Annotated in this window: 26 protein-coding genes and 1 pseudogene; 17 read left to right on the forward strand and 10 right to left on the reverse strand. The window is 68.1% G+C overall.

The annotated features are described in order from the left end of the window. Nucleotides 1–93 precede the first annotated feature (93 nt). Nucleotides 94–1047 carry a bestrophin family ion channel gene (locus QE393_RS16535; protein WP_310044732.1) on the reverse strand — a complete coding sequence of 318 codons (954 nt, stop codon included), beginning with the start codon at nucleotides 1045–1047 and terminating at the stop codon, nucleotides 94–96. Between the two features lie 428 nt (nucleotides 1048–1475). On the opposite strand from QE393_RS16535, the gene QE393_RS16540 reads away from it, so the two are divergent. Genes QE393_RS16540 through QE393_RS16550 form a run of 3 tightly spaced genes read left to right on the forward strand, consistent with a single transcriptional unit; the run spans nucleotide 1476 to nucleotide 4923 of the window. Beyond that, nucleotides 1476–4325, forward strand: a complete 2850-nt coding sequence (locus tag QE393_RS16540; RefSeq protein ID WP_405046259.1) for a DUF748 domain-containing protein — start codon at nucleotides 1476–1478, stop codon at nucleotides 4323–4325. Nucleotides 4326–4342: 17 nt separating this feature from the next. Then, on the forward strand, nucleotides 4343–4627 hold the full coding sequence (locus QE393_RS16545) for a DUF2845 domain-containing protein (protein ID WP_133862215.1): 285 nt from the start codon (nucleotides 4343–4345) through the stop codon (nucleotides 4625–4627). After that, nucleotides 4624–4923: a DUF2845 domain-containing protein gene (locus QE393_RS16550; RefSeq protein WP_273808982.1), complete on the forward strand. Its 300-nt coding sequence runs from the start codon at nucleotides 4624–4626 to the stop codon at nucleotides 4921–4923. The genes QE393_RS16545 and QE393_RS16550 overlap by 4 nt, the downstream gene beginning before the upstream one ends. Nucleotides 4924–5282: 359 nt before the next feature. Here QE393_RS16550 and QE393_RS16555 read toward each other — a convergent pair whose 3' ends face one another. Beyond that, nucleotides 5283–6065: an NAD(P)H-dependent oxidoreductase gene (locus QE393_RS16555; protein ID WP_310044738.1), complete on the reverse strand. Its 783-nt coding sequence runs from the start codon at nucleotides 6063–6065 to the stop codon at nucleotides 5283–5285. Between the two features lie 87 nt (nucleotides 6066–6152). Between QE393_RS16555 and QE393_RS16560 the strand changes: the two genes are divergently transcribed. Further along, the gene (locus QE393_RS16560) at nucleotides 6153–7055 is read left to right on the forward strand and encodes a LysR family transcriptional regulator (protein ID WP_310044741.1); all 903 of its coding nucleotides are present in this window, start codon (nucleotides 6153–6155) and stop codon (nucleotides 7053–7055) included. Nucleotides 7056–7209: 154 nt separating this feature from the next. Then, nucleotides 7210–7911 carry a glutathione S-transferase family protein gene (locus QE393_RS16565; protein WP_273808979.1) on the forward strand — a complete coding sequence of 234 codons (702 nt, stop codon included), beginning with the start codon at nucleotides 7210–7212 and terminating at the stop codon, nucleotides 7909–7911. Between the two features lie 126 nt (nucleotides 7912–8037). Here QE393_RS16565 and QE393_RS16570 read toward each other — a convergent pair whose 3' ends face one another. Next, the gene (locus tag QE393_RS16570) at nucleotides 8038–8547 is read right to left on the reverse strand and encodes a nucleoside 2-deoxyribosyltransferase (protein ID WP_310044744.1); all 510 of its coding nucleotides are present in this window, start codon (nucleotides 8545–8547) and stop codon (nucleotides 8038–8040) included. A gap of 246 nt (nucleotides 8548–8793) precedes the next feature. Between QE393_RS16570 and QE393_RS16575 the strand changes: the two genes are divergently transcribed. Beyond that, the gene (locus tag QE393_RS16575; RefSeq protein ID WP_310044747.1) at nucleotides 8794–9039 is read left to right on the forward strand and encodes a hypothetical protein; all 246 of its coding nucleotides are present in this window, start codon (nucleotides 8794–8796) and stop codon (nucleotides 9037–9039) included. Then, nucleotides 8996–10513: a GGDEF domain-containing protein gene (locus QE393_RS16580; RefSeq protein WP_310044749.1), complete on the forward strand. Its 1518-nt coding sequence runs from the start codon at nucleotides 8996–8998 to the stop codon at nucleotides 10511–10513. Before QE393_RS16575 ends, QE393_RS16580 begins: the two co-directional genes overlap by 44 nt. On the opposite strand, the gene QE393_RS16585 is transcribed toward QE393_RS16580, so the two are convergent. Next, nucleotides 10510–11955 carry a PLP-dependent aminotransferase family protein gene (locus QE393_RS16585; RefSeq protein ID WP_310044751.1) on the reverse strand — a complete coding sequence of 482 codons (1446 nt, stop codon included), beginning with the start codon at nucleotides 11953–11955 and terminating at the stop codon, nucleotides 10510–10512. The genes QE393_RS16580 and QE393_RS16585 overlap by 4 nt on opposite strands. Before the next feature lie 168 nt (nucleotides 11956–12123). Here QE393_RS16585 and QE393_RS22610 point away from each other — a divergent pair. Continuing rightward, nucleotides 12124–12222, forward strand: a pseudogene (locus QE393_RS22610) (hypothetical protein); the annotation flags it as partial. A 95-nt stretch (nucleotides 12223–12317) separates the two neighbouring features. Here QE393_RS22610 and QE393_RS16590 read toward each other — a convergent pair. After that, nucleotides 12318–13364, reverse strand: a complete 1047-nt coding sequence (locus QE393_RS16590; RefSeq protein WP_273808975.1) for a metal-dependent hydrolase — start codon at nucleotides 13362–13364, stop codon at nucleotides 12318–12320. Between the two features lie 3 nt (nucleotides 13365–13367). Beyond that, nucleotides 13368–14117 carry an alpha/beta fold hydrolase gene (locus QE393_RS16595; protein ID WP_273808974.1) on the reverse strand — a complete coding sequence of 250 codons (750 nt, stop codon included), beginning with the start codon at nucleotides 14115–14117 and terminating at the stop codon, nucleotides 13368–13370. Nucleotides 14118–14262: 145 nt separating this feature from the next. Between QE393_RS16595 and QE393_RS16600 the strand changes: the two genes are divergently transcribed. After that, nucleotides 14263–14967, forward strand: coding sequence for a glutathione S-transferase N-terminal domain-containing protein (locus QE393_RS16600; protein ID WP_310044755.1), 705 nt, complete (start codon nucleotides 14263–14265; stop codon nucleotides 14965–14967). Between the two features lie 80 nt (nucleotides 14968–15047). Here QE393_RS16600 and QE393_RS16605 read toward each other — a convergent pair whose 3' ends face one another. Next, nucleotides 15048–15314 (reverse strand): DksA/TraR family C4-type zinc finger protein, encoded by a 267-nt coding sequence (locus tag QE393_RS16605; RefSeq protein WP_273808972.1) that lies wholly within the window; start codon nucleotides 15312–15314, stop codon nucleotides 15048–15050. On the opposite strand from QE393_RS16605, the gene QE393_RS16610 reads away from it, so the two are divergent. The 5 genes from QE393_RS16610 (at nucleotide 15313) to QE393_RS16630 (ending at nucleotide 18846) form a co-directional block, all read left to right on the forward strand. Further along, nucleotides 15313–16149, forward strand: a complete 837-nt coding sequence (locus tag QE393_RS16610; RefSeq protein ID WP_310044757.1) for a CDP-diacylglycerol diphosphatase — start codon at nucleotides 15313–15315, stop codon at nucleotides 16147–16149. The two genes, QE393_RS16605 and QE393_RS16610, sit on opposite strands and share 2 nt — an antisense overlap. Nucleotides 16150–16171: 22 nt before the next feature. Continuing rightward, nucleotides 16172–16384, forward strand: a complete 213-nt coding sequence (locus QE393_RS16615) for a hypothetical protein (protein WP_310044759.1) — start codon at nucleotides 16172–16174, stop codon at nucleotides 16382–16384. Between the two features lie 236 nt (nucleotides 16385–16620). Next, a complete protein-coding gene (locus QE393_RS16620; protein ID WP_133863252.1) occupies nucleotides 16621–17268 on the forward strand; it encodes a TIGR04211 family SH3 domain-containing protein in 648 nt (215 codons plus the stop codon). 114 nt (nucleotides 17269–17382) lie between these two features. Then, nucleotides 17383–17970, forward strand: a complete 588-nt coding sequence (locus QE393_RS16625) for an NUDIX domain-containing protein (RefSeq protein ID WP_310044761.1) — start codon at nucleotides 17383–17385, stop codon at nucleotides 17968–17970. Nucleotides 17971–17973: 3 nt separating this feature from the next. Further along, a complete protein-coding gene (locus QE393_RS16630; protein WP_310044762.1) occupies nucleotides 17974–18846 on the forward strand; it encodes an oxygenase MpaB family protein in 873 nt (290 codons plus the stop codon). A gap of 345 nt (nucleotides 18847–19191) precedes the next feature. Here the strand turns inward: QE393_RS16630 and dbpA are convergent, their stop codons facing one another. Continuing rightward, nucleotides 19192–20565, reverse strand: a complete 1374-nt coding sequence (gene dbpA, locus QE393_RS16635) for an ATP-dependent RNA helicase DbpA (RefSeq protein WP_273808968.1) — start codon at nucleotides 20563–20565, stop codon at nucleotides 19192–19194. A gap of 127 nt (nucleotides 20566–20692) precedes the next feature. On the opposite strand from dbpA, the gene QE393_RS16640 reads away from it, so the two are divergent. Continuing rightward, complete coding sequence (locus QE393_RS16640) at nucleotides 20693–21325, forward strand: glutathione S-transferase family protein (protein WP_273808967.1); 633 nt, start codon at nucleotides 20693–20695, stop codon at nucleotides 21323–21325. A 9-nt stretch (nucleotides 21326–21334) separates the two neighbouring features. Here QE393_RS16640 and QE393_RS16645 read toward each other — a convergent pair whose 3' ends face one another. Then, the gene (locus QE393_RS16645) at nucleotides 21335–22435 is read right to left on the reverse strand and encodes a catalase family protein (protein ID WP_310044764.1); all 1101 of its coding nucleotides are present in this window, start codon (nucleotides 22433–22435) and stop codon (nucleotides 21335–21337) included. A 177-nt stretch (nucleotides 22436–22612) separates the two neighbouring features. On the opposite strand from QE393_RS16645, the gene QE393_RS16650 reads away from it, so the two are divergent. Continuing rightward, nucleotides 22613–22756: a hypothetical protein gene (locus QE393_RS16650; RefSeq protein ID WP_007161029.1), complete on the forward strand. Its 144-nt coding sequence runs from the start codon at nucleotides 22613–22615 to the stop codon at nucleotides 22754–22756. A 121-nt stretch (nucleotides 22757–22877) separates the two neighbouring features. Next, nucleotides 22878–23717, forward strand: coding sequence for a DUF6502 family protein (locus tag QE393_RS16655; RefSeq protein ID WP_273808965.1), 840 nt, complete (start codon nucleotides 22878–22880; stop codon nucleotides 23715–23717). Here the strand turns inward: QE393_RS16655 and QE393_RS16660 are convergent. Further along, the gene (locus QE393_RS16660; RefSeq protein WP_273808964.1) at nucleotides 23714–24160 is read right to left on the reverse strand and encodes a type IV pilin protein; all 447 of its coding nucleotides are present in this window, start codon (nucleotides 24158–24160) and stop codon (nucleotides 23714–23716) included. The genes QE393_RS16655 and QE393_RS16660 overlap by 4 nt on opposite strands. Between the last annotated feature and the right edge of the window lie 4 nt (nucleotides 24161–24164).

A 24164-nucleotide genomic window follows, 5' to 3' on the forward strand; every position in this document is an offset into this window, starting at 1 on the left:
GTGCCGTACCCCCAGGAAAGAAATGCCTCTGGCGCGGGACTTTCCGCACGTTTTCCAGCCTGGCGACCCGCCGCCCCTGGGGAACGCCGCCGGTCAGGCCACCCGTCGGCTCGGCGCGACTTCGACCTCGGGCTGGGCCAGGGCCACGGCGCTGCCCTCTTCGCTGCGTGGCCGCAGCATCGACAGCAGGTTGGCCTCGATGGTGGCGCACAGCTTGTCCATGGTGATCTGGTGCTGGCTGTCGGCGAAGGGCGCCTGCAGATCGCTGCCGATGCGCTCCAGCGCCAGCAGCATAAAGCCGACCACGGTCGACACCAGCGGGGTGAACCAGCCGAGGGTCGAGACCAGGCCCAGCGGCATGGCGATGCAGAACAGGAAACTGAACAGCTGCGGAAAGCAGACATAGGGATAGGGCAAGGGGGTGTTGGCGATGCGCTCCATGCCACCCTGCCAGTTGGACATGTCCACCAGGGTCTCTTCCAGCCGCGCCAGGCGGATGCTGTCCAGCCGGCCCTGGCGGTATTCGCTGGCGATCAGCTCGGCGGTGCCGGCAAGGATGTCGTTGGCGAAGTTGAGGCTGCCGTCGGCCAGCACCAGCTCGTGGCGGGCCAGATAGGGCGCCGCCGCCGCGGCCGGGTCCTGGCGCTTGAGCTGGGCGCGCAGGGCGTGCAGGTAGCCCATGTGCCGACGCAGCAGCACCGCCTTGACCCGATTCTGCGCCTTGCCCTGGTCGTCGATCAGGGTCAGCACCTGGCGACCGAAGCTGCGCGAGCTGTTGACCATGGCGCCCCACAGGGTACGGGCCTCCCACCAGCGGGCATAGGCGCTGCTGTTGCGAAAGCTGATCAGCACCACCAGCGCCGAGCACAGCAGGGTCAGGGGCGTGAGCGGCAGGTCGAAGCGCTCGTCGACGAACAGCATGGCGTCCACCGTGACCGCCACGTCCCACAGCAGCAGACCGAACAGCGACCAGCCGACATAGCTGAAGGTGGTGCGCAGGAACTGGATCTTCTTCTGGATGGAACGGAGCTGGATCGGACTGGACATCTGCTACTCCCGGCGACGCGGATTCTCGATTCACGGTTGCCGCTGCCGTCCTGTCGTCGCGCCACGAGCCGCTCAGCCCGTCGCCGCCCCCTCCCTGAGAATGCAACCTGTTCGCGAGACTAGTCGGCGGTCCTTAAGTCAAACTTAATCCGGGGCGACGGATGGATCATGGCAAAGTGCCGCGGTAGAGCCTTCGGCAAAGGCCTCGACGCCTCTACCAGAAGCCTTCCCGTCCACCTGACCACTGATCGGTCGTGCGCCCGCTCCGCTCGTCCGGGTTGGCGAAAATGTGATCGATCCTGCTGCCGATCCTGTAGTCGTGTCCCTGACGACTCGCCTAGCCAGCAGTGCTTTTGGGACGGCCAGCGCCCTCGTTGGCGAAGGTGCCGTGCCATAATCCGGGCACCTTCGCCGTCCTAGATGCCTGCATGTCCAGAATTGTGAAAGCGAGCCTCGTGCTGCTCGTGCTCTTGGCCCTCTACAGTCTGCTCGGATTCCTGGCCGGACCGCGCCTCGCCCTGCACTATCTCAACCAGACGCTGGCCGAGCGCCTCACCCAGCCCGCCAGCCTGCAGGCCCTGAGCTTCAATCCCTTCACCCTGCAGTTGCACGCCGAAAAGCTGCTGATCGGTCCGGCGGAGCACCCCGTGGTGGCTGCCGAAGGCTTCTCGGCCGATGTGCAGTGGGACAGCCTCTGGCGACGGACCCTGCACCTGGCCGAGGTGCGCCTCGACCAGCCCCAGGTCGATCTGCGCATCGCCAAGGGTGGCCAGGTCAATCTGGCCAAACTCTGGCGCAGCGACCCCACCACCGCCTCGCCGACACCGGCGGATGCGGAGCCGGGCCAGCCCTTCCCGGTGCACATCGAGCGCATTGCCCTGGTCGGTGGCCGGCTGCATTTCCTCGATGCCCAGGGCGCCCAGCCGGTGGAGGCCACCTTCACCCCCCTGGATGCCACCCTGCAGGATTTCCGCACCCGTAGCGGCGACACCCCGGGCCAACTGGCAATGACCGCCACCACCGCCCAGGGCGGCCAGCTCACCTGGAAGGGCAGCCTGGATCTCCTGCCGCTGCGCAGCGAAGGCGACCTGACCCTCAAGGGCGTCAGCCTCGCGCCCTGGTGGCCCTATGTGCGCAACCAGTTGCCGCTGGCGCTGGGCAAGGGACGCCTGGAAGCCAGTACCCACTACCGCCTGGACCTGAGCAAGACCCTGCAACTGCAACTCAGCCAGGGCCGCCTGGCGCTGGACGACGTCGCCGTGCAGGCGGTGGATGCCGAACCCAAGGCCAGCTTCAAGCGCCTGGCCGCCGAGGGTATCGGTCTGGATCTGCAAAAGCGCGAAGTCAGCATCGCCCGCCTGCGCGGCAACGGCCTGGATGCCTGGGGCAATCGCGAGCAGGACGGCACGCTCGACTGGCAGAAGCTCTTCCCCACCAGCGATGCCCCCAGCAGTGGTCCGGCCTGGCGCGTGAAGCTCGACGACGCCCAGCTCAGCGACAACCAGCTGCACCTGGTGGACCGCGTGCCCCAGGAGCCGGCCAGTCTCTATTTCAGCGGCCTGGACCTGGCGCTCAAGGGCTTCGATACCGCCAGCGGCAAACCCTTTGGCCTGGAGCTCAAGACCACCCTGGGTGATCGCGGCCGCATCACCGCCAGCGGCCAGCTGGCGCTGACGCCCCTGCAGGGCAGCTTCGACGTCGGCATCGACGAACTCAACCTGCGCCAGGCCCAGCCCTATCTCAGCCCCTATGTGCGCCTGGAGATCCGCAGCGGCCAGCTGGCCAGCCGGCTCAAGGTGGCCCTGGCCCCGGGCGAACCCCTGGGCCTTACCCTCAGCGGCGCGGCCCAGGTGACCCAGGTGCATGTGCTCGACACCCTGCACCAGCAGGATTTCATGCGCTGGCAGCGGCTGGACGTGCAGGGCATCGCCTTCGAACTGGGCAAGCGGCTGGTGATCGACAGGATCGACCTGGAAAAGCCCTATGGCACCCTGGTGATCAACGAAAACCTGAGCAACAACTTCAGCGCCCTGCTGGTGCCCCAGCCGAAAACCGCGTCGAAGGACAGCTCGCCACCGCTGCAGATCCGCATCGGCGGCGTGAGCATCAAGGACGGCAGCGCCGACTTCGCCGACAACAGCCTGAAGCCCGGCTTCGCCACCAACATCCAGTCGCTGGAAGGCGGCATCGGCACCCTGGACACCGCCGCCTCCAAGCCGGCCGACATCCACCTCGCCGGCAAGGTCGATCGCTTCGCCCCGGTGGAGATCAAGGGCCGCCTCGACCCTCTCGATCCCTTGCAGCAGCTGGACGTGACCGCCTACTTCCGCCAGGTCGAACTCACCACCCTGTCGCCCTACACCGGCAAGTTCGCCGGCTACGCGGTGCGCAAGGGGCGACTCGACCTGGACCTGCAATACCGCATCGACGACGGCAAGCTGCAGGCGCAGAACCACGTGGTGCTCGACCAGCTGGAACTGGGCGAGCGGGTGGACAGCAAGGACGCCGTGGACCTGCCGGTGCGCCTGGCCGTGGCCCTGCTCAAGGACAGCCACGGTCGCATCGACCTGCGCCTGCCGGTGGCGGGCAATCTCGCCGATCCCAACTTCAGCGTCATGCCGGTGGTCTGGCAGACCCTGCGCAATGTGCTCAGCCGCGCCGTCCAGGCGCCCTTCCGCATGCTGGCGGGACTGGTCGGCGGGCACGAGGCGGATCTCAGCGCCATCGACTTCGCCGCCGGCAGCACCACGCTCTCGACCCAGGCCCGCGGCGAGCTGGACAAGCTGGCCGCGGCCCTGCGCCAGCGCCCGCAGCTGACGGTGGAGGTCAGGGGCCATGCCGGCGCCGCCAGCGATGGCCGCGCCCTGGCCGCCAGCCAGCTGGAAAAGGACTTCCAGACCCAGTACTTCAACCTGCTGCAGCGTCGCGGCGACAAGGTCCCGGCCGATCCCAGCCAGCTCCAGGTGCCCGATGCCATGCGCGCGCCCCTGCTGGAAGGCCTGTACCGCCTGCGACTGCAGGCGCAACCCCCGCAGGAATGGGATAGTCTTGACGATGCCACCCGCACGGCGCGCCTGCGCCAGGCGGTGCTCGAAGCCTGGAGCGGCAACGACGGCCTCCTGCGCAGCCTGGCCCAGCAGCGCGCGGGTGCCATCAAGACCTATCTGGTGGACACGGCGAAACTGGATGCCCAGCGGGTCTATCTGCTGGACGTCAGCACTCAAGCCCAATCCGGTGAATCGCCCACGGCCGCGCAGTTGCAGCTCGGGGTGCTCTGACCGGTCAGGAGACCCCCATGCGTTGCCTGCTCGCCGCCCTCACCCTGCTGGTCGCCACCGGCGCCGCCGCCGATTCCATGAGGTGCGGCAACGCCCTGGTCAGCCGGGGCGATCGCGCCTTCGAAGTGCTGCAGAAATGCGGCGAACCCGCCCACCGCGACCTGGTGGGCTACGAACTGGGCCGCAACGAACGCCGTGAGGCGGTGATCGAGGAATGGGTCTACGGCCCGAAGAACGGCGCCAACTACATCCTCACCTTCGAAGCCAACCGCCTCACTCGCATCGAGTTCCAGCGCCAATGAATCAGCGCGTACTGCTGTTGCTGCTCCTGCTCGCCACCGGCACCAGCCAGGCCGCGTCGCTGCGTTGCGGCAGCGCCCTGGTCTCGACCGGCTCCACCACCCACGAGGTTCGCGGCAAGTGCGGCGATCCGCTGACCGTCACACCCCTGGGCGAACGCCAGGTCACCGACGGCTACGGCTATCGCCAGGTGGAATTCGTCGAGGAATGGGCCTACGGTCCGTGGAACGGCATGCTGTATTTCCTCACCTTTCGCGGCGGCCGCCTGGACCAGGTGGACAGCAAGAGAGCCAATTGAAATCGCTCGTGCCTGGCTTGCATAGGTCGGATTGAGCGCCGCGAGGCCCGACATTGCCCAACGCCCATTCCCGCCTGTTGGGCTTCGCTACGCTCAGCGCCAACCTACGGCGCGGGGCACGGTTTTCGTAGGTTGGGTTGAGCGCCAGCGAAGCCCAACATTGCCCAAGGCCTAACCCCGCTGTCGGGCTTCGCTACGCTCAGCACCAACCTACGGCGCGGGGCACGGTTTTCGTAGGTCGGGTTGAGCGCCAGCGAAGCCCAACATTGCCCAAGGCCCAACCCCGCTGTTGGGCTTCGCTGCGCGCAGCGCCAACCTCGGCATGAGCTCGAGCCATGGCAACCAGGCCGCGCCAGCCCTCACGCCTCTCGCCGATGAATCCCCAGATCGGTCCGCCCCGGCGCCAGCTCGGGCTTCAGGGTCAGAGCCGGAATCTCGTAATCCCCACCATTCTGCCGCCGGAACGCCAGGGGCGTGTCCGTGGCCAGCCCATCCAGCCGCGCCCCATAGGCCTGGCACAGTCGCTCGAAGCCGGCGGCGTCCACCTTGCTCGTGCGATAGACCGGGAACGGCGGTAGCACGCTGAAACCGGGATAGAAGAGGATGCCGTGCTGGATGGGAAAGAGGATGTCATCCAGCGCGCCATTGATGCCTCGCTCGCTGTAATGCGACGCCCAGCCGCCACAGGTCACCACCAGCATGGCGCGCTTGCCGGCCAGGGTGCCTTCGCCATAACGGTCACCCCAGTGAGTGTCGCTGTGCTCGCCGACGCCATAGGCGAAGCCGCAGGCATAGACGCGTTCCACCCAGCCCTTGAGGATGGCCGGCAAGGAAAACCACCACAGCGGAAATTGCAGGACCAGCACATCGGCCCACAGCAACTTGGCCTGCTCGGCGGCGATATCCGCCGGTTGCTGGCCGGCGGCATAGGCCTGCCGGGAATCCAGGACCGCATCGAAGCGCGCCCCAGGCGCCAGGTGCGGCGCGTCCGCCGCATCCAGGGTGGCCTTCCAGTGCAGGGCATAGAGATCGGAGACCTGGACCGCATGGCCGGCCGCCTGCAGATGGGCCACGGCGAAGTCGCGCAGCGCGCCGTTGAGCGATCGGGGTTCGGGATGGGCGTAGACCAGCAGGACCTTCATTGCACGTACCTCTCGAATGAAAGGTGGTCAGGCTAGGTGACGGCGGAGCTATGCTGGAAATGAATTACCGAAACAGTAGCCATTGCCATGCACAATAGCTTGCGCCGCCTCGATCTCAATCTGCTGGTGACTCTCGACGCCCTGCTGGTGGAACTCAACGTCACCCGCGCCGCGCGCCGCCTGAATCTGGCGCAGCCCACCGTCAGCCTGCAGCTGGGCCGGCTGCGCCACCTGCTGGACGATCCCCTCCTGCTACCCGGGCCGCGCGGCATGCGACCCACGGCGCGCGCTACGGCGCTGCGTGAGCCCCTGCGCCAGGCGCTGGCCGCCCTGGACGAGGCCCTGGCACCGGCCGCCCTCTTCGAACCGGCTCGCGCCGAGCGAACCTGGCGCATCGCCGCCAGCGACCACAGTGCCACCACCCTGCTCACCCCGCTGCTGGCTGACCTGCGCCAGCAGGCGCCCGGTATCCGCCTGGCGCTGCTGGACAAGACGCCGGCGTTGCTCGCCGAACAACTGGAGGGGGATCGCCTGGACCTGGCGCTGGACGTGGCCGATACCGCCGCAGCGGGTCTGCGCCAGCGCCTGCTGTTCACCGAACACTATCTGCTGGCGGGCCGGCGCGGCCATCCGGCGCTGCTGCAACCTGTGTCCCTGGAAACCTTCTGCCAACTGGATCAGGCGCTGGTCTCGCCGAGCGGTGGCGGCTTCGCCAGCGTCACTGACCGGTTGCTGGCGGAACAGGGCCGCGAACGGCGGGTGGTGCTGTCGGTGCCCCACTTCGCCACCCTGGCCAGTGCCCTGCTGGTCAGCGATCTGGTGGCCCTGCTGCCCGCCCAGATCGCGCTGAACCATCCCGGCCTCCAGGTCCAGCCGCCACCCCTGGCCATCCCGGGCTTCGACATGCTGCTGCTCTGGCCCGAACGCCTGCACCGCGATCCAGCCCATGCCTGGCTGCGCGAACGGATCGTCGCCAGCCTCATGAGCTGAACGCCGGCCTGACCAATCGACTCTCTGCATGGAGGGCATACAGCGGCTTGGCTGTTCGCCCCTGCCCTGGCCCGGCATCCTTGGTCACCTCGTACGAACGCGGCACGACTGGCCGCAGTCGCATGCTTCGTCACTGTCCCTTCCGGAGCCCTCCATGGCCAAGCTACGCCTTTTCACCTCGCCGTCCGCCTTTCCCAATCCGCAACGGCTGCGGCTGTTCATCCATGAAAAGGGCATCGCCGATCAATTCGAGGAGGTCATCCTGAAGATGGCGCCCGAAGGCGAGCAACGCCAGTGGCAGCATCTCAAGCGCAATCCCTGGGGCGAGACCCCGACCCTGGAATTCGCCGAGGGTGGTTACCTGGCCGAGAGCGCGGCCATCGCCCGCTATCTGGACAACAGCTATCCCGGACGCAAGGTAATGGGCGAGACGCCGCTGGAACAGGGCCAGGACGCCATGTGGAACGACCGCATCTTCGTCCATGTGCTCTATCGCATCGTGACCATGTTCCATGTGCAGCACGAAGGCCTCGGCCACAAGCTGGAGCTGACCCACAATCCGCAATGGGGCGAACATTGCCGCAAGGAAGCCCTGATGCACGCGGCGCTGGTGGATCGGCACCTGGCCGATGGGCGCGAGTGGCTGCTGGGCGGCGCGGCGCCGACCTTCGCCGACATCACCCTGTGCACCGCCATCGCCTTCTCCAAGTTCCCCACCAACCAGACGCCGCTGGACGAGCGCTTCGAGCACCTGGCGGCCTTCTGGGCGCGCTGGCAACAGCGCGACAGCTTCCGCGCGGCCTATGCCGATGGCCACAGCGGACTGGACGAACTGGCGGCCCTGGCGCGCGGCTGACCCCGCCCCCCTTCCCGGGTCAAGGCCCCGTAGCGTGGAAAACGGCGCAGCCTTTTCCACCGTCCTGGCCAACCACCCCCTCTCCCTTTGGGAGAGGGCCGGGGTGAGGGTCGCACGCCCACCTCGCTAGCCCAGCCGTTCGCGCAATACCGCCAGGGCCACCTCCGGCCCACCGACGACGATGCTGGCCGGTACCGCCAGCATCAGGTTCAGCGGCAGGCCGAATTCCTCCAGCGTCCAACCGTCCTTATCCAGCAGCCCCGCCCCTACCCACTCGGGATGGCGCGCGCGAATCCGTTCAGCCAGGCTGCCCGTCTCCGGCACATAGCCCACCACCGGCTTGCCCAGGGCCACCGCGTAGCCCACCTCGAAGCAGGTGCCGCTGTCAGGCTCGGCGCCGCGAAAGAAGTCCAGGCTGGCCAGGACGCCATCCGCCTGCTCGATCAGCGCCAGATTCGCCCGATAGATCCAGGCCGCCTGCTCGCGTGGCTCGGTCAGCGCCGGGGGAACGGCGTTGTCCAGCGGAAACAGGCCCGTGCAGCCGTGCCGGGCGCACAGCGCCTTGAGCGCCTCGCCCTGGGCGACGGCATCGGGCCGGAAGACCTCGGGACCAGCAAGATAGATACGGGGTGGCATGGCAGGACCTCGCAAAAATGGCCAGTGTAGAGGGTGGGCAATACCCCGTCTGCCTGACAAGGTTTCGTGGCCGCCCTGCCGCTCGTGCTACAGGCATGACCGTTTGCGCAATAACCAAACTGCCCGACCCCGGCTGTATACGTTTTGAAAGCTAGACCTTTTAACATCGGCGCACCTTGAGAGCCTGAATCCACCGCTGTCTGGAATCGGCTCGCCTCCTGGGCATGTTCGCTTCGGTGTCGCCTGATGTCTGGCCGTTTTCTGCTGACCACTCACCTCAATCGACTAATTAATGCCCTGCTGGTGGTGACCTCGCTCGCCACCGCCTGCGGCATGGCCCTGCTCGTCCAGCAGGCCCACGAGAATTCGGCGAGCATGGGCCTGACCCGTGACCAGTTGCCGGTCTACGAAGAGGCGCTGCGGCTGGTGGAGGCCGTCTCCGCCGAGCGTGGCCCGACCCAATGCCCTGCTCGGCGGTCGCGGCGGCGATAGCCATGAGCTGGCGCGCGCCCGAGCCCTGAGCGATCAGCGCTTCGCCCGGCTACAGGCACTGTTGCAGGGGTGCAGGCAATGCAGCGTGACCGCCGAGCAGGCGGCAAACGGCTATCAAGCGCTGCTGCAGGCCCGCGCCCGGGTCGACCAGCGCCTCCAGGCGACGCCGGACGATCCCGAGCCCCAGGATATCGCCACGGTGGTCCAGAGCATGTTCCGCGCCCTCGACAGCAACTTCATCACCGCCGACCTTACCCTGCACGACCTCATCCAGCGCAGCCCGGCCGTGGCCATCTACCTGGTCAATGCCAAGCTCGCCGCCCACCTGCGCGATACTGCCGGACGCCTGGGCTCGCTGCTGACCCCGGCGCTGCAGGCGCAGCGCCTGCCCAGTGGAGCGGAACAGGTCCAGTTGCTGCAGACCCAGGGCCGCATCAACCAGCTGATGGATCTCCTGCGCAGCAACCTCAATCTGGCGCCCGGTCGCCCCGAGCCTGACCGCTTCGTGCAGGTGCAGGAGCGCTACCTGGGCGAAGGCCTGGACTGGTACCACCAGACCCTCGCCGCCCTGGCGACCGGCACGGCGCCCAGCGCGGCCAGTTTCGCCCAGGGCTATGTCCCGACCATGGTCAGCATCCTGGAGTTGCGCGACGAGATGCTGAGCCTGGCCCACGAGGAAGCCGACGTCCTGGCACGCGAAGCCCAGCTGCGGCTGTGGCTGACCATCGCCGCGGCGGTGGGCATCCTGCTGGCGCTGGGTACTGGCCTGCTGTTGCTCAAGCAGCGCCTGCTGACGCCGCTGCTGGCCAATACCCAGCGGCTGCTGAGCCTCAGCCGGCGCGCCCGACCGCTCGGGACGGTGGCCGAAAACGACCCGCGCAGCCTGTTCGCCGCCTTCGCTCAGTTGGAAGACGAATGGCTGCAGGCCGACCGGTTGCGAGAGGAGCGTGATGCCCTGATCGCCGAACTGGGCATTCGCGCGGAGACCGACTACCTGACCGGCCTGGCCAATCGCCGCGCCTTCGAACGCGAGCTGGCGCAGGGGGTGACCCGCACCACCGGACAGCTGGCGGCGATCGCCTTCGATATCGATCACTTCAAGCGCATCAACGACACCTACGGGCACGCCGCCGGCGATCTGCTGCTGCAGCAGCTGGCGCAGCGCTGCCGCGAGCTGCTGCGTCCCGGTGATCGCATTGCCCGGATCGGCGGCGAGGAATTCGCCGTGCTCGCCGATGTGGCCCAGCCGACCGACGCCCTGGCGCTCGCCGAGCGCCTGCGCTGCGGCATCGCCGAGGCGCCCTTCGCCGTCGGCCCGACCGAGGCGCTGCCGGTCACCGCCAGCTTCGGCGTGGCGGTGACGCCGCGGCTGGCGGAAGGCGTCCCGGTCCGCCTGCTGGCCCAGGCCGATGCCGCCCTCTACCGGGCCAAGCATCGCGGGCGCAACTGCAGCGAGATCGCCGAACTCGGCTAGACCGGCAGCGCCAGCGACCGCGGCAGCGCTTCGTCGAGCAGCCGGCACGCGGCCTCGCCGACACGCCGCACGCCCTCCTCGATCCCCGGACGCTGGGCCTGGGCATAGTTTAGGCGCAGGCAGTTACGGTACTTGCCCGAGGCGGAAAAGATGCTGCCGCAGGCGATCTGCACGCTCTGGGCGAGCAGTTCGCGATTGAGTCGATGGCTGTCGCAGGCCTCGGGCAACTCGACCCACAGCAGGAAGCTGCCCTGGGGCTGGCTGACCCGGGTACCGGCGGGAAAGTAGCGCTGCACCCAGGCACTCATCAGGTCGCGATTGCGCTGGTACTGGGCGCGCATGCGGCGGACGTGCACGGTGTAGTGGCCGGCGGCGATGAATTCGGCGATGGCCAGCTGCGGCTGGGGGGCGGTGCAGCCGGTGCCTATGTACTTGAGGTGCAGGATGCGCTCGGCATAGCGCCCGGGCGCTACCCAGCCAACCCTGAGCCCGGGCGCCAGGGTCTTGGAAAAGGAACTGCAGAGCACCACCCGGTCGTCTTCGTCGAAGGCCTTGAGCGCCCGTGCCCGCGGATAGCCATAGAGCAGATCGCCATAGACATCGTCTTCGATCACCGCCAGGTCGTGCTTGCGCGCCAGGGCCACCAGCTGGCGCTTGCTGGCCTCGGGCATGCAGTAGCCCAGGGGATTGTTGCAGCTGGGGGTGAGCTGGATGGCGCGCACCGGCCATTGCTCCAGGGCCAGTTCCAGCGCCGGCAGGCTGATGCCGGTACGCGGATCGGTGGGGATCTCCAGCGCCTTGAGGCCCTGGCCCTTGAGGGTCTGCATCACCCCGTGGAAGGTCGGCGAATCCACCGCGACGATGTCACCCTCCTGGCAGGTGGCGCGCAAGGCCGTGGCCAGGGCCTCGTGGGCACCGCTGGTGATGACGATGTCATCGGCGGTGAGCACGCAGCCGGCATCCAGTTGCAGCCGCGCCACCTGTTCGCGCAGCGCCGCCACGCCCTGGATGCTGTCGTAGGACAGCCCGGCATTGCCCGGTCGCCGCGCCAGCCGCGCCATGCCGGCCAGCAGCGGCGCCAGGGTCGGCGCCTCGGTATCCGGCAGGCCGCGGCCAAGTTGCACCCGTACCGAATCCGGGGTGCTGGTCATCAGCTCCCGTACCGGCTCCCAGCCGGAGACCTCCACCGGCCAGCGCGCCGGCCGGGTCACCCGCGGCAACTCGATGACGCGTCTTTCCAGGCGGACGAAGTAGCCGGACTTGGGCCGTGGCTCCACCAGGCCACGGTCCTCCAGCAGCCGATAGGCCTGCTGCACCGTGGCCAGACTGACCCCGTGCTCCTGGGCCAGGGCGCGCACCGACGGCAGGCGTTCGCCCGGTCGATAGAGGCCCTGCTCGATACGGCGGCCGAGGGCATCGGCCAACAACTGATAGCGATTCATGCCCGGACTATAGCGGCGTAGACAAGAAACGCGCGCCATACAGATGGCCACGCCGTGCACCATACAGCTGGCCGCTGTAAGGCCGCTGTATGGCGGACAACCCACCGGCCTGGATCTGCCCCTGAGGCTGCTGGCGGCGGAGCATGGAGACAGCCCAGGAGAGACGCCATGCCCAGAGACCCCAGCCTTCACGATCAGACCCGCGCCAGCGGCTGCTGGCTGCTGTTCCGACGCCAGCTGACCACCCGCCGCAGCCTGCCGGACCTTACCGACCGGGAACTGACCGATATCGGTCTGGATCGCCATACCGCCCTGCGCGAGGCCCGGCGCCCCTGGTGGCGACTGCTGCTGGAGGCCTGGCGTCAGTCCGGCAGGCGCGACAGCCGCGCCGCCCAGTCCGCCACCGGTGCCGGCGACTCCGGATGCCAGAGTCTGCGCCAGACCACCGCCAACTGTTCGCGACCGCCGCGCTCGCGCGGCCACAGCGAGGGTTCGGCGACCAGTCGCCAACCGCTGGCCTCCCGCTGAGCCAAGACGAAGCGGAAACTGTGGTAGCCAGTGGCGCCCAGGCGCAGATCGGTCACCACCAGGTCGTCGCCCAGGCGGTCGTAGCGCAGCCAGTCGTCGGTGAACCAGCGCAGCCGCTGTTCGGCCGGCGAGTCGGCGAGGATCGGCGCCAGTTCGCCACCCCGTGGCAGTGGGACCAGGACGGGTGGGCGGTCGTCGAACAGCCCTACCCAGGTCTCCCGGTAGCGCTCGGGTCCGTCATCCACCATGACCCGCCAGAGCAGGCTGGTGAAGGGTAGCGGGGCGCTGAACAGGCGGGCATCCGCCTGCCCCTGGGCCGCCAGCGCCTGGCGTACATGGCGCTCGGCGGAATACTTGGCCACCAGGGTCCAGCCCAGGTAGGTCGTGGACAGTAGCAAGGCTGCGACGGCCAGCCGAGGGGTCCTGCCCAGGGGGCCAACCACCAGGCCAGCGAGTACCGCCACCAGCAACGGCAGGGTATAGAGCGGATCGATGATGAAGACGCTGGACCAGGCTATCGGGGTGGTCGGCAGCGGCCAGAACAACTGGGTGCCATAGGTGGTGAAGGCATCCAGCAAGGGATGGGTGACCAGCACCAGCCAGAGCGTCAGGAACAGGCGTCCCGGGCCGTATCCAGGATTGCGCCAGCGGCCGCAGATCCAGGTCAGCAGCAGGGCCAGTCCGGTCAGCACGAACAGCGAATGGCTGAAGCCACGGTGGTAGGTCATCGCCTTGACCGCATCGCCGTAGTCGATGACCACGTCGAGATCCGGCAGGGTGGCCAGGGCCGCGCCATAGAGGATGGCGCGCCGACCCTGCCAGCGACCCAGCAGTGCGGTCTGGACGGTGGCGCCAAGCACGGCCTGGGTCAGCGAATCCACCGGTCAGAGCTCCCGGGCGAAGTCGAGCATCAGCCGCGCCAGCGCCTGGGGCGTCTGCAGCGGCATCAGGTGGCCGGCACCGGGAATGACCTCCAGGCGGCTGTTGGGGAAGGCCGCCAGGGTGGTGCGGCGCTGTTCGTCCGGACCCGGCACCTGCTGGTCATCCGCGCCGCAGACCAGCAGCACCGGATAGTCCAGGGTGTCGATCCGATCGCTCCAGTCCTCGCGACTGCCATGATCGACCCAGGCGCGCCAGGCCTGCAGATTCAGCCGCTGGGCATCGGCGATCACCACCTCGCGGATGGCATCGGGCAGCCGATGGGCACTGGATTCGTCGACGAAGGCCTCGGCCTCCGCCCGGCTCTTGCCATAGGCGCGCTGGGCATCGCGATCCGCCTCGCTCATGGGCTGCGGCCCGGGCGGCGAAGGCGCCACCAGGATCAGCCCGACCAGATACTCCGGTCGCCGCGCCGCCAGCACCACGGCCACCTTGCCGGTCATCGAATGGCCGACCAGGATGCAGCGTTCCAGGCCCAGAGCGCGGATGCTGGCATCCACCTGGTCGGCCATCTCGGCCACGCTGTAGCCCGCGACCTCGGCGGCATCGCCGAAGCCCGGCGTATTAAGCGCCACGCAGCGATGTTCGCCATCCAGGTAGGGGGCGGTGGGAAACCAGGTGCGGTGGGAGCCGCCGAGAAAGTGCATGAGCACGAAGGTGGGCGAACCGCTGCCCTGCTGACTGTGGGGAAGCATGGGAAATCCTCGGTGCGGGGCTGAAGGCGGGTACGTCTCAGATGGAGAGGTAGGCATCGCGCTAAGTTCCGCTTCGCTGCAGGCCTGGCAACCCGGCCCGTGCTGGCCGGTCTCACCCAGAGCCGCCCCCTTTCCGGAGTCCACCATGGCCGATCTGTCACGCTTTCCCATCACCCACCGCTGGCCCGCCCGGCATCCCGAGCGCCTGCAACTCTATTCGCTGCCCACGCCCAATGGTGTCAAGGTCGCCATCCTCCTGGAAGAACTCGGCCTGCCCTACGAGGTGCACCGCATCGACTTCCGCCGGGACGACCAGCACACTGCGGAATTCCTCTCCCTGAGCCCCAACAACAAGATCCCCGCCCTCCTCGACCCCGACGGCCCTGGTGGCGAACCCCTAGGGCTGTTCGAATCGGGTGCCATCCTGCTCTACCTCGCGGAAAAGACCGGGCGCCTGCTGCCCGAGGAGCCGGCGCGGCGCTACCAGGCCATCCAGTGGCTGATGTTCCAGATGGGCGGCATCGGCCCCATGTTCGGCCAGCTCGGCTTCTTCACCAAGTTCGCCGGCAAGGACATCGAAGACAAGCGCCCCCGCGACCGCTATGTGACCGAAGCCCGGCGCCTGCTCGGCGTGCTGGAGGGCCAGCTCCGCGGCCGCGCCTGGATCCTGGGTGAGGACTACAGCCTCGTCGACATCGCCACCTTCCCCTGGATCCGCGCCCTGCTGGAGGTCTACCAGGTGGCCGACCTGATCGGCTTCCAGGACTTCCCCGAGGTCCGTCGCGCCCTCGACGCCTTCCTCGCCCGCCCGGCGGTGCAACGCGGCCTGCAGATCCCGGCAGCGCCCTGATGCCGGCCGACGCTGGGCTGCGACTACGCCAGTGGCTGGAAACCGGCCCGGCGTCCACGCGGCTGAAGGCCGCCCCGGCCCTAGCGCAACTGACTGTCCTTGCTCGCCCGCCGGTTGTAGCCGCCGGCGCGCTGGTCTTCGGCGTCCTGCTCGGACTGGCAGCGGATGCACAGGCGTACGCCCGGCACCGCCTGGCGGCGCGCCTCGGGGATGGCGTCGCCGCACTCTTCGCAGTGAGTGAGGCTCGCGCCTCGGTGCAGACGGCTGCGGGCGCGTTGCACCGCATCGTCCACCGTGCTGTCGATCTGTTCCTGAACCGCGCCGTCTCCGGCCCAACCATTGGCCATGGCTGATCTCCCGCTGCATTGCCCTGATAGCCATTGGAAGCGCAGTTCGCGCAGTTGTTCGCCGCCGCCCGACATCCGCTCGTCGTGGCGGCGCCTGCTGTGGCTGCTGGTGCTGGGCGTGGGGCTGACGGGCTGTGCCAGCCGCGACCTGCTACGCCAGGTCACGACCGGGCTCTGCGTGCCGAATGCCCGGCTTACCGGTCTGGCCACCCCCTGTCGCCAAGTGGTCAAGGAGCCCGGCTTCGCCGTGCTGCGCGCGCCGGGTGAACGACAGCATTTCATCCTAGTGCCGCTGCGGCCGCTGCGTGGTCTGGAGAGTCCGGCGCTCTGGCAGCCCGGCCAACCCAACTGGTTCGGTCTGGCCTGGCGCCAGCGCTGGTACCTGAGCGCCTGGGGCCGGGCGCCGGTGGCGGATGAGCGGATCGCCCTCGCGCTCAATGCCCCCAGCGGGCGCAGCCAGGATCAGCTGCATGTACACCTGGCTTGCCTGCGGCCCGAGGTGCGCGAGCAGCTCTCGCCACTGGCGCCCGAGCTGGACGAACACTGGCGCGCGCTGCCAAAGACACTGGCGGGCAGTCGGTATCAGGCGCGGCGGCTGAGCGAAGCCCAGTTGCTGGCCGCGGATTTCTTCCAGGCCCTGGCCAGCCAGCCGCCCTACCCGCTGCCGGACCCACGCCTGTCATTGGCGGTGGTCGCGCTGCCGAGCCGGGACGCCAGCCGCCAGTTCCTGCTGCTGGCCGGCCGCGCGGGCAGCCAGCCGGGCGACCAGGGTTCGGCCGAGCGGCTGCTGGCGGCGGACTGCCAGGGAACGACCGGGGTCCCGGCGACTCAATAGCGCCAGCGCGCCAGGAGGCCCCATGCCGCAGGAATTCCAAGAACTCTTCGACTTCATCGATCAGCTGCTCGCCTGGTCCGACTTCTATCTCAAGTCCGGCCTGTTGCTCTGCGGGGTGGGCATGGTGGCTGGCGCAATCGCCTGGAAACGCTGGTGGGCCAAGGCGCTGGCTTTCGGCTGCGCCGGCCTGGGCGCACTCGCGGCCCTGAGTCTGGATCTGTTGCAGCGCCTCTGAAGCGTCGCCGGCAAGATCCTGAATGGCCTGGCCGCTTTCTCCCGCCGCCGCATGGCGGCAAGATGACACTGGCCGTCGCTTTCCACCGCCAAAGCTTGAACTGCTTCACCGTCTCGAACAGAGGGCGCTACGGGTTGGCGGATAGAGCGCGGCAGCTTGCTAGGGTACTGCCCCACAATAATCCGGCTTGTTCACCACGGCCTTCATCTTTTCAGCTCATGCATAAAGACCCGATCATGCCCATGTCCCCATCTCGCCTGCTGTCCCGCCTACCGCATCTCGGCCTGTGCCTGGCCGCCTCCCTCGCTTCCCTGGCCGGCACCGCCGTGGCCCAGGAAGGCACTGCCCGCTGGGTCAGCGACAGCCTGACCACCTATGTCCGCAGTGGTCCCACCGATGGCTATCGCATCGTCGGCACCCTCAAGTCCGGGCAGAAGGTCGAGCTGATCAGCACCCAGGGCGACTACAGCCAGGTGCGCGGCGAAGGCGGCAGCACCGTCTGGATCCCCAATGCCGACCTGCAGGCCAAGCCCGGCCAGGCCGAGCGCCTGCCGCAGCTGGAACAGCAGGTGGCCGAGTTGAGCGGCCAGCTCAAGACCATCGACGACAGCTGGAAGAATCGCGTCCAGGGCATGCAGGAGACCCTGGATTCGCGCAAGAAGCAGATCGACGAGCTGGAGAGCCGCCGCAAGGACCTCGACGCCCAGCTCACCCAGGCCCAGTCGGAACTGCGCAGTACCCAGGCCAAGCTCGGCAACGAGAACAAGCAGGCGCTGATGCAGTACATGGTCTACGGCGGCAGCATCGCCGGCGCCGGCCTGCTGGCCGGCCTGATCCTGCCGTCCATGACGCGGGGTCGCAAGAAGAACGACCGCTGGTTCTAGACGTCGGCTACCAGCCGGCCTCACGGCGGGGTGGAACCCGGGGTCGCGTCGCGTGCCTTAAAAGGCACCGCTTCTGCTACCGTGGCCCGACGCCTCCCGTCCAGACGAGCCCCCATGCCCGATACCCCGCGCGTTCGCATCCAGCAGGTCGAGACCCTTTCCGCCGACTGGGGCCTGCTGAAGAAGACCACCTTCGACTACCTGCGCCGCGACGGCAGCTGGCAACGCCAGACCCGCGAGACCTACGATCGCGGCAATGGCGCCACCATCCTGCTGTATGACCGCGAGCGGCGCACCGTCCTGCTGATCCGCCAGTTCCGCCTGCCGACCCTGGGCAACGGTCTGGACGACGGCCTGCTGGTGGAGACCCCCGCCGGCCTGCTAGACGCGGCCGCTCCCGAAGCGCGCATCAAGGCCGAAGTCGAGGAAGAGACCGGCTATCGCCTGGACAACGTCCAGCACCTGTTCGACGCCTTCATGAGTCCCGGCTCGGTGACCGAGTTGCTGCACTTCTTCGCCGCTGAATACCGCGCCGACCAGCGCATCGCCGACGGCGGTGGCCTGCACGAGGAAGGCGAGGACATCGAGCTGCTGGAACTGCCCTTCGACGAGGCCCTGGCCATGGCCCGTGACGGTCGGCTGCTGGATGGCAAGACCATCATGCTGTTGCAGTACGCCGCCCTCTACCTGCTGCCGCGCTAGCCCATGGAACTGATCCGCAACCGTATCGAGCGGCAGGTGATGAGCCTCACCGGGCTGTCCCTGGGCGAGGTCGACTACGAACAGCCGCCGGGCGACCCCGGGTTGTTCGGGCCTGGCAGCGTCCCCTGGCGGGTGCACAGCGACTTCACCTGCATGCTGATCGGGGGCATCGCCGCCCTGCTCATGCAGACCCTGCACCCGCTGGCCCTGGCCGGGGTCTGGGACCATTCGAAGTTTCGCGAGGACATGCTCGGCCGCCTGCGCCGCACCGGCCAGTTCATCGCCGCCACCACCTTCGGCAGCCGCGGCGATGCCGAGCGGCTGATCGCCCGGGTCCAGGCCATCCACCGGCATATCCGCGGCCAGGCCGCCGACGGTCGCCCCTACAGCGCCGAAGACCCGGCGCTGCTGACCTGGGTCCATGTGGCCGAGGTCAGTCACTTCCTGGCCGCCTATCTGCGCTATTTCGATCCCCGGCTGCCGGGTGCCGAACAGGATCGCTACTACGCCGAGATCGCCCTGGTCGCCGAACGCCTGGGCGCAACCGACGTGCCCCGTTCGCGAGCGGAGATCGCCGCCTACTACCAGGCGATCCGCCCCCAGCTGGTCTGCGACGAACGCAGTCGCGAGGTCTGCCGGGTGCTGCTGCAGGCGCCCGCGCCCAGCGCCCTGGCCAAGCCCTTCGGCGCCCTGATGATGCAGGCCGGCATCGACCTCTTGCCCGACTGGGCCAGCGCGGAGCTGGGTTTCCACCAGGGTCCGCTGCAACGGCAGCTGATTCGCACCGGTATCGGCGCCACCGCCCCGGTGCTGCGCTGGGCGGTACGCAACGGCTCCTCGCATCGCGCCAGACGGCGGATGGGCGTCAAGACGTAGCCTACGCTTTATTGCGACCAAGCACCGTTGGGCTTCGCTGCGCTCAACCCAACCTACGCCCCAGGTCGAGACCGTAGGTTGGGTTGAGACGGCTCCACCGTCGAAGCCCAACAGCCGGAGGTACGTCGAGGCATTCGGACGACCCCCTCTCCCCTTGGGAGAGGGTCGGGGTGAGGGCGCGCCTCGCGACGCAGTCCCAGGGGAAAAGGCTGCGCCGTTTTCCACGCTACGGCGCTACCGCTCACCTGAGACAGGCCTATCGCTTATCGCGGCCATGGGCCGCGATAAGGCGAATACCGTCAGGAGCGGGTCGACAGGGCCACAATGGCCGTAGCCAAATCCGCCCTACAGCATCCGCACCTTGATCGACCGGCCCTTGATCTTGCCCTCGCTCAGCCGTTGCAGCGCCTGGCGGGCGATGTCTCTTTCCACGGCGACGAAGGCCTGGTTGTCGAACAGGGTGATCTTGCCGATCTTGGCCCCGGGCAGACCGGCGTCGCCGGTCAGGGCGCCGAGGATGTCGCCGGGGCGCAGCTTGTCCTTCTTGCCGGCTGCCAGGGCCAGGGTGTGCATGGTCGGCACCAGCGGCTCCGGGGTGTCGCGCAGGGCGCCGAGCGGCTGCCAATCCAGCGGCGAACCCTGCTGCACCTCAATGGCCTGGGCGCGGCTGGCCTCGGCCGGGGCCACCAGCGACAGCGCCAGGCCCTGCTCACCCGCCCGCCCGCTGCGGCCGATGCGGTGCACGTGCACCGCCGGATCGCGGGACAGCTCCACGTTGATCACCGCTTCCAGGCCGGCGACGTCGATGCCGCGGGCCGCCACGTCGGTGGCCACCAGCACGCAGAGACTGCGGTTGGCGAACATCGCCAGCACCTGATCCCGTTCGCGCTGCTCCAGATCGCCATGCAGGGCGGCCGCGGAGATGCGCTGGGCATGCAGCGCCTCGACCACCTCCTGGCACTGCTGGCGGGTCTGGCAGAAGGCCACGGCGCTGGCCGGGCGATGGTGCCGGAGCAGGCGCACCACGGCGGCGAGGCGATCCTGGGCGGCGATCTCGTAGAAGCGCTGACGGATCTGGGTCTCGCTGTGCTGACTCTCGACGCTGATGCGCAGCGGCGCGCGCAGATAGTCCTGGGCCAGGCGCTCGATGCCTTCCGGATAGGTCGCCGAGAACAGCAGCGTCTGCCGCCGCGCCGGCGTCTGGCTGAGGATGTCGGCGATGGCCTCGATGAAGCCCATGTCGAGCATGCGATCGGCTTCGTCGAGCACCGCGACATTGAGCCCGTCCAGCACCAGGGTGCCCTTGCGCAGGTGCTCCTGTACCCGCCCTGGGGTACCGACGATCACCTGGGCGCCATGCTCCAGGGAGGCGATCTGCGGACCCAGCGGCATGCCGCCGCAGAGGGTCAGGATCTTCAGGTTGGGCGTGGTGCGCGCCAGGCGACGCAGTTCGCGAGCCACCTGATCCGCCAGTTCGCGGGTCGGACAGAGGACCAGGGCCTGACAGCCGAAATAGCGCGGATTGAGCCCCGTCAGCAAGCCGATGCCAAAGGCCGCCGTCTTGCCCGAACCGGTCTTGGCCTGGGCGATGAGATCCTGGCCCTTGAGGATGATGGGCAGGCTGGCCGCCTGGATGGGCGTCATGCTCAGGTAGCCGAGTTCGGCCAGATTGGCCTGCATGGCCTCGGCCAGTGGCAGGGAAGCGAAGGATGAGGGCACGGGAGTCCTGTGAAACGGCTGGTAAAGGTTTACCAGTTTAGCAGAAGGGTACCCAGGCTCCTGTGAATGGACGCTGGATGAGGGGCTACCTATGCTAAGGGGTACGACAACTCAAGGAAGCTTCACCATGTTCGACCGGCCTGTGCTCTATACCCACCCCATGTCGCGCGGCCGCATCGTGCGCTGGCTGCTGGAGGAGCTCGGACAACCCTACGAGGTGCAGCGGGTCGACTACGGGCCGGCGATGAAATCCCCGGCCTATCGCGCCATCAATCCCATGGGCAAGGTGCCGGCGCTGCGCCATGGCGCCGCCGTGGTGACCGAGACCGCCGCCATCTGCGCCTATCTCGCCGATGCCTTTCCCGCCGCGGGGCTCGCGCCGCCGCTGAGCGATCCGGCGCGCGGTGCCTACTACCGCTGGCTGTTCTTTGCCGCCGGTCCGCTGGAAGCCGCCACCACCAACCAGGCGCTGGGCGTCGTCCTGCCCGAAGACCCGCGAAAGCGCAGCGCGGTGGGCTATGGCAGCCTTGCCGAGGTGCTCGATACCCTCGACGCCGCCCTGGCCCCGGGTGAATTCCTGGTGGACGATCGGTTCACCGCCGCCGACGTCTATGTCGGCGCCCACCTCGCCTGGGGCATGGCCTTTGGCACCGTCGAGAAGCGTCCGCACTTCGAGCGCTATGTCGCCGGGCTGGTAAGCCGCCCGGCCGCGGTACGCGCCCGCGAACTCGACGACGCCGAGCTCGCCACGCTCAACTAGTGCCCGCGTCTACAGCTCCACCGGTCCACGCGGATGATGCAACGGGCAACCATTGCGCTCGCTGCGGAACTGCGACGACATCTCGTAGGCTGGCTGCCGCGATCTCATGATGCCACCCAGCGGGCGGTGCGCGGCCAGACCGTGCCAGGGGCTGAACACCATGGCGTCGTCCACCTCGCGCGAGCGTGTCTCGTTCCAGGCCGGTTGCGGCTGCACCTCCAGGCGCGCCACGGTCACATAGGGACTGAGATCTTCCGGCCACGCCACCGAGGCATCCTCGATGGGCGTCTGCTCGATATCGACGCCCAGCTGCACGCGGATCTCCCAGACGCCGCCGTGCCGGGCGAAATGGGCATTGACCGCCTCGCGCAAGCCATCGGGCTTGCCGTTGACCTCGACCGGCGCGTCAGTCAGAGCGGTCAGCTCGGGCGCCACCGGGACCACGCTGAGCTTGGCGAAATAGGGACCGTAGAGAAAGGGCACCATGGTGTAGAAGGTTTCGCCGAGCGGATGGGTCTCCGGATGGCCACCCAGGCTCTTCAGCGTCGGACTCTCGCCGCCAAAGGCTTCCACCACCTTCTCGGTACCCCGCAGCACCGCCGAGGCGACCTTCTTCAGGCCCTCGCCGCGGTCGGTGGTCCTGGCCAGCAGCTTGAGCGTCTTGAGAAAGGTCTTGGGATCCGGCGCGGTAAAGGCCGGGGCATTCTCCATGACGAAATCCTGGGTCACTTGCCCCTCGCTGCCAGGCAGGCGCTCGCCCGGCACGTCGATCAGCTTGAGCGCCAGGCCCCGCGGGGTGGAGACGCTGTCGGCCAGGATGTCGCCCGGATTGGTCGAGAATCTGAGCACCGCGGCATAGCTGCCCGGCACGGCGAAGGCGCCCTGGGCATAGGCCGGCGGCAGGTCGTCCAGCACCCGCACCTGGCCGGTGAGCAGGCCGTGGCTCTTGGCATGCACGCTGCGGATGGCATGGCCGCCATTGGCATAGGTGGTTTCGGTGATGTCTCTCATGGCCGCGACCATCTCGCGAATGGTGTCGGCTTCATCATCCGGCACCTGTTCGAAGGCGGGCTGGAATGGCAACGGATGGACAGCGGTAGGCGTGGTCATCACGGGACTCCTCGGGCGCCGTCATTCGGATGAGACGGTCAGCCAATAGACCGCTATCGCGCTAACGACGTTCGGCCCCTGGCCAACTGGCCGACCTGAGGTCGCTGCCGACAGGCGCTCGGGAACGGCCCCGCCCAGAGGGGTTCGATATCTCCACACCCACCGCGGAGAGCCACCATGAGCGACGCCGACCAGAAGACCTACGACAACCCCAGCAACACCCCGCCGCCGGAAGAACTGCCCTATGCGGACATGGAGCCGGAAGAATTTCCGGACGATCCGGACGTGGCCGGCGCGACCGAATCGGGTACCCCTGGCTAGTTAGCGCCCTGACCCGCGGACGACAGCCTGAGCCGCGTCCGCGACACTTTGTGACCGGCTGGTTTGACGGGGACCCGAGGCCCCGCGAAGATGGGCGGGCGTCTGCCGCGTCGAGTCCCCCATGCTTTCCACCAAGGTACCCCTGCTTCTACGCAGCCTGATCGGTCGGCTGGTGCGTATCGCCATCGCCTCCGGCGTGACCTACCAGACCTTCGATCGCCTGTTGCGCCAGACCTACTTCGAGGTCGCCCAGGATTTCGAACCGCTGCGCGACAAGCCCAATTCCGACAGTCGCATCTCGGTCCTGACCGGCCTGCCGCGCCGCGAGGTCCGCGCCCTGCGCGAGGCCAGCCCGGAACGCACGCCCTGTACGCCCAGCCTGGAATGGCAGGTGCTCAGCGCCTGGACCTCACGGCTGGACCTGCTCGATGCCGAGGGCAATCTGCGCCCCCTCCCCCGCACCCTGCGGCGCGGCGGCGAACAGAGTTTCGACGCCCTGGTCGCCAGCGTCGGCAGCGACGTCCGCGCCCGCACCGTGCTGGATGAATGGCTGCGCAAGGGTTATGCCCGTCTCGACGAGGAAGACCGGGTGGTGCTCACGCCCCGCTCGCTGCTGCGCGGCACCGAGAGCCAGGAAGGCGCGGGGCGGCTGCTGGCCCACTTCACCGGCGACCTGCTGGCCGGTTTCGAGCGCCTCTATCTGCAGGACCGCGCTGCGCCGGACTTCACCTTTCACGTGGTCTACGGCCACAACCTGACCCAAGACTCGACCTTAAGTCTCTATCGCACCGCCTACGACGAATCCATGCACCTGCTCAACCGCCTCAACCGCCTGGTGGTCGAACACGAAGCCCGCGACGCCGGCAAGGCCGACGCCACCCAAAGGGTCACCCTGGGCTTCGGCGGCTATCGCGTAGAGCAGGACCGGGATGCCGGCCTGGTGCAGGGACGGGAGGATTAGCGCCAGCAGTCGGTGGCGTTGCCTTTGGATACCTTCTTGACGCCCTGGGCATTGAGTATCAGGTTGCCGCAGACATCGTTGGCCTGCGTCCCCTTAGGTTGCGCCGTCAGCACATAGGGGCCATCGCTGGTATAGCCGGCGCTACCGGCTGCATTGGTGGCGAGGTTCAGTTCGTAATAGCCGCTCGGCGACAACACCGTCTGACTCCCTGCAGCCGTCTTGCCATTGACGATATTTAGATCGCCGACCTTGGTCGTGTAGGCGTTGTTCTGGGCGTAATACCGCTCCATCCGCGCCGCCGCCTCGTTGAGGAGTGCCTGCCCCTCGCTGCGATTGGAGCGCAGCACGTAGTTCTGATAACTCGGATAGGCGATGGCCGCCAGGATGCCGACGATCGCCACGACGATCATCAGCTCGATCAGGGTAAAGCCTCGTGCTCGCATCGCT

The sequence above is a fragment of the Pseudomonas sp. SORGH_AS_0211 genome, from assembly GCF_031453455.1.
In the GTDB taxonomy this organism is placed as follows: Bacteria; Pseudomonadota; Gammaproteobacteria; order Pseudomonadales; family Pseudomonadaceae; genus Chryseomonas; species Chryseomonas aestiva.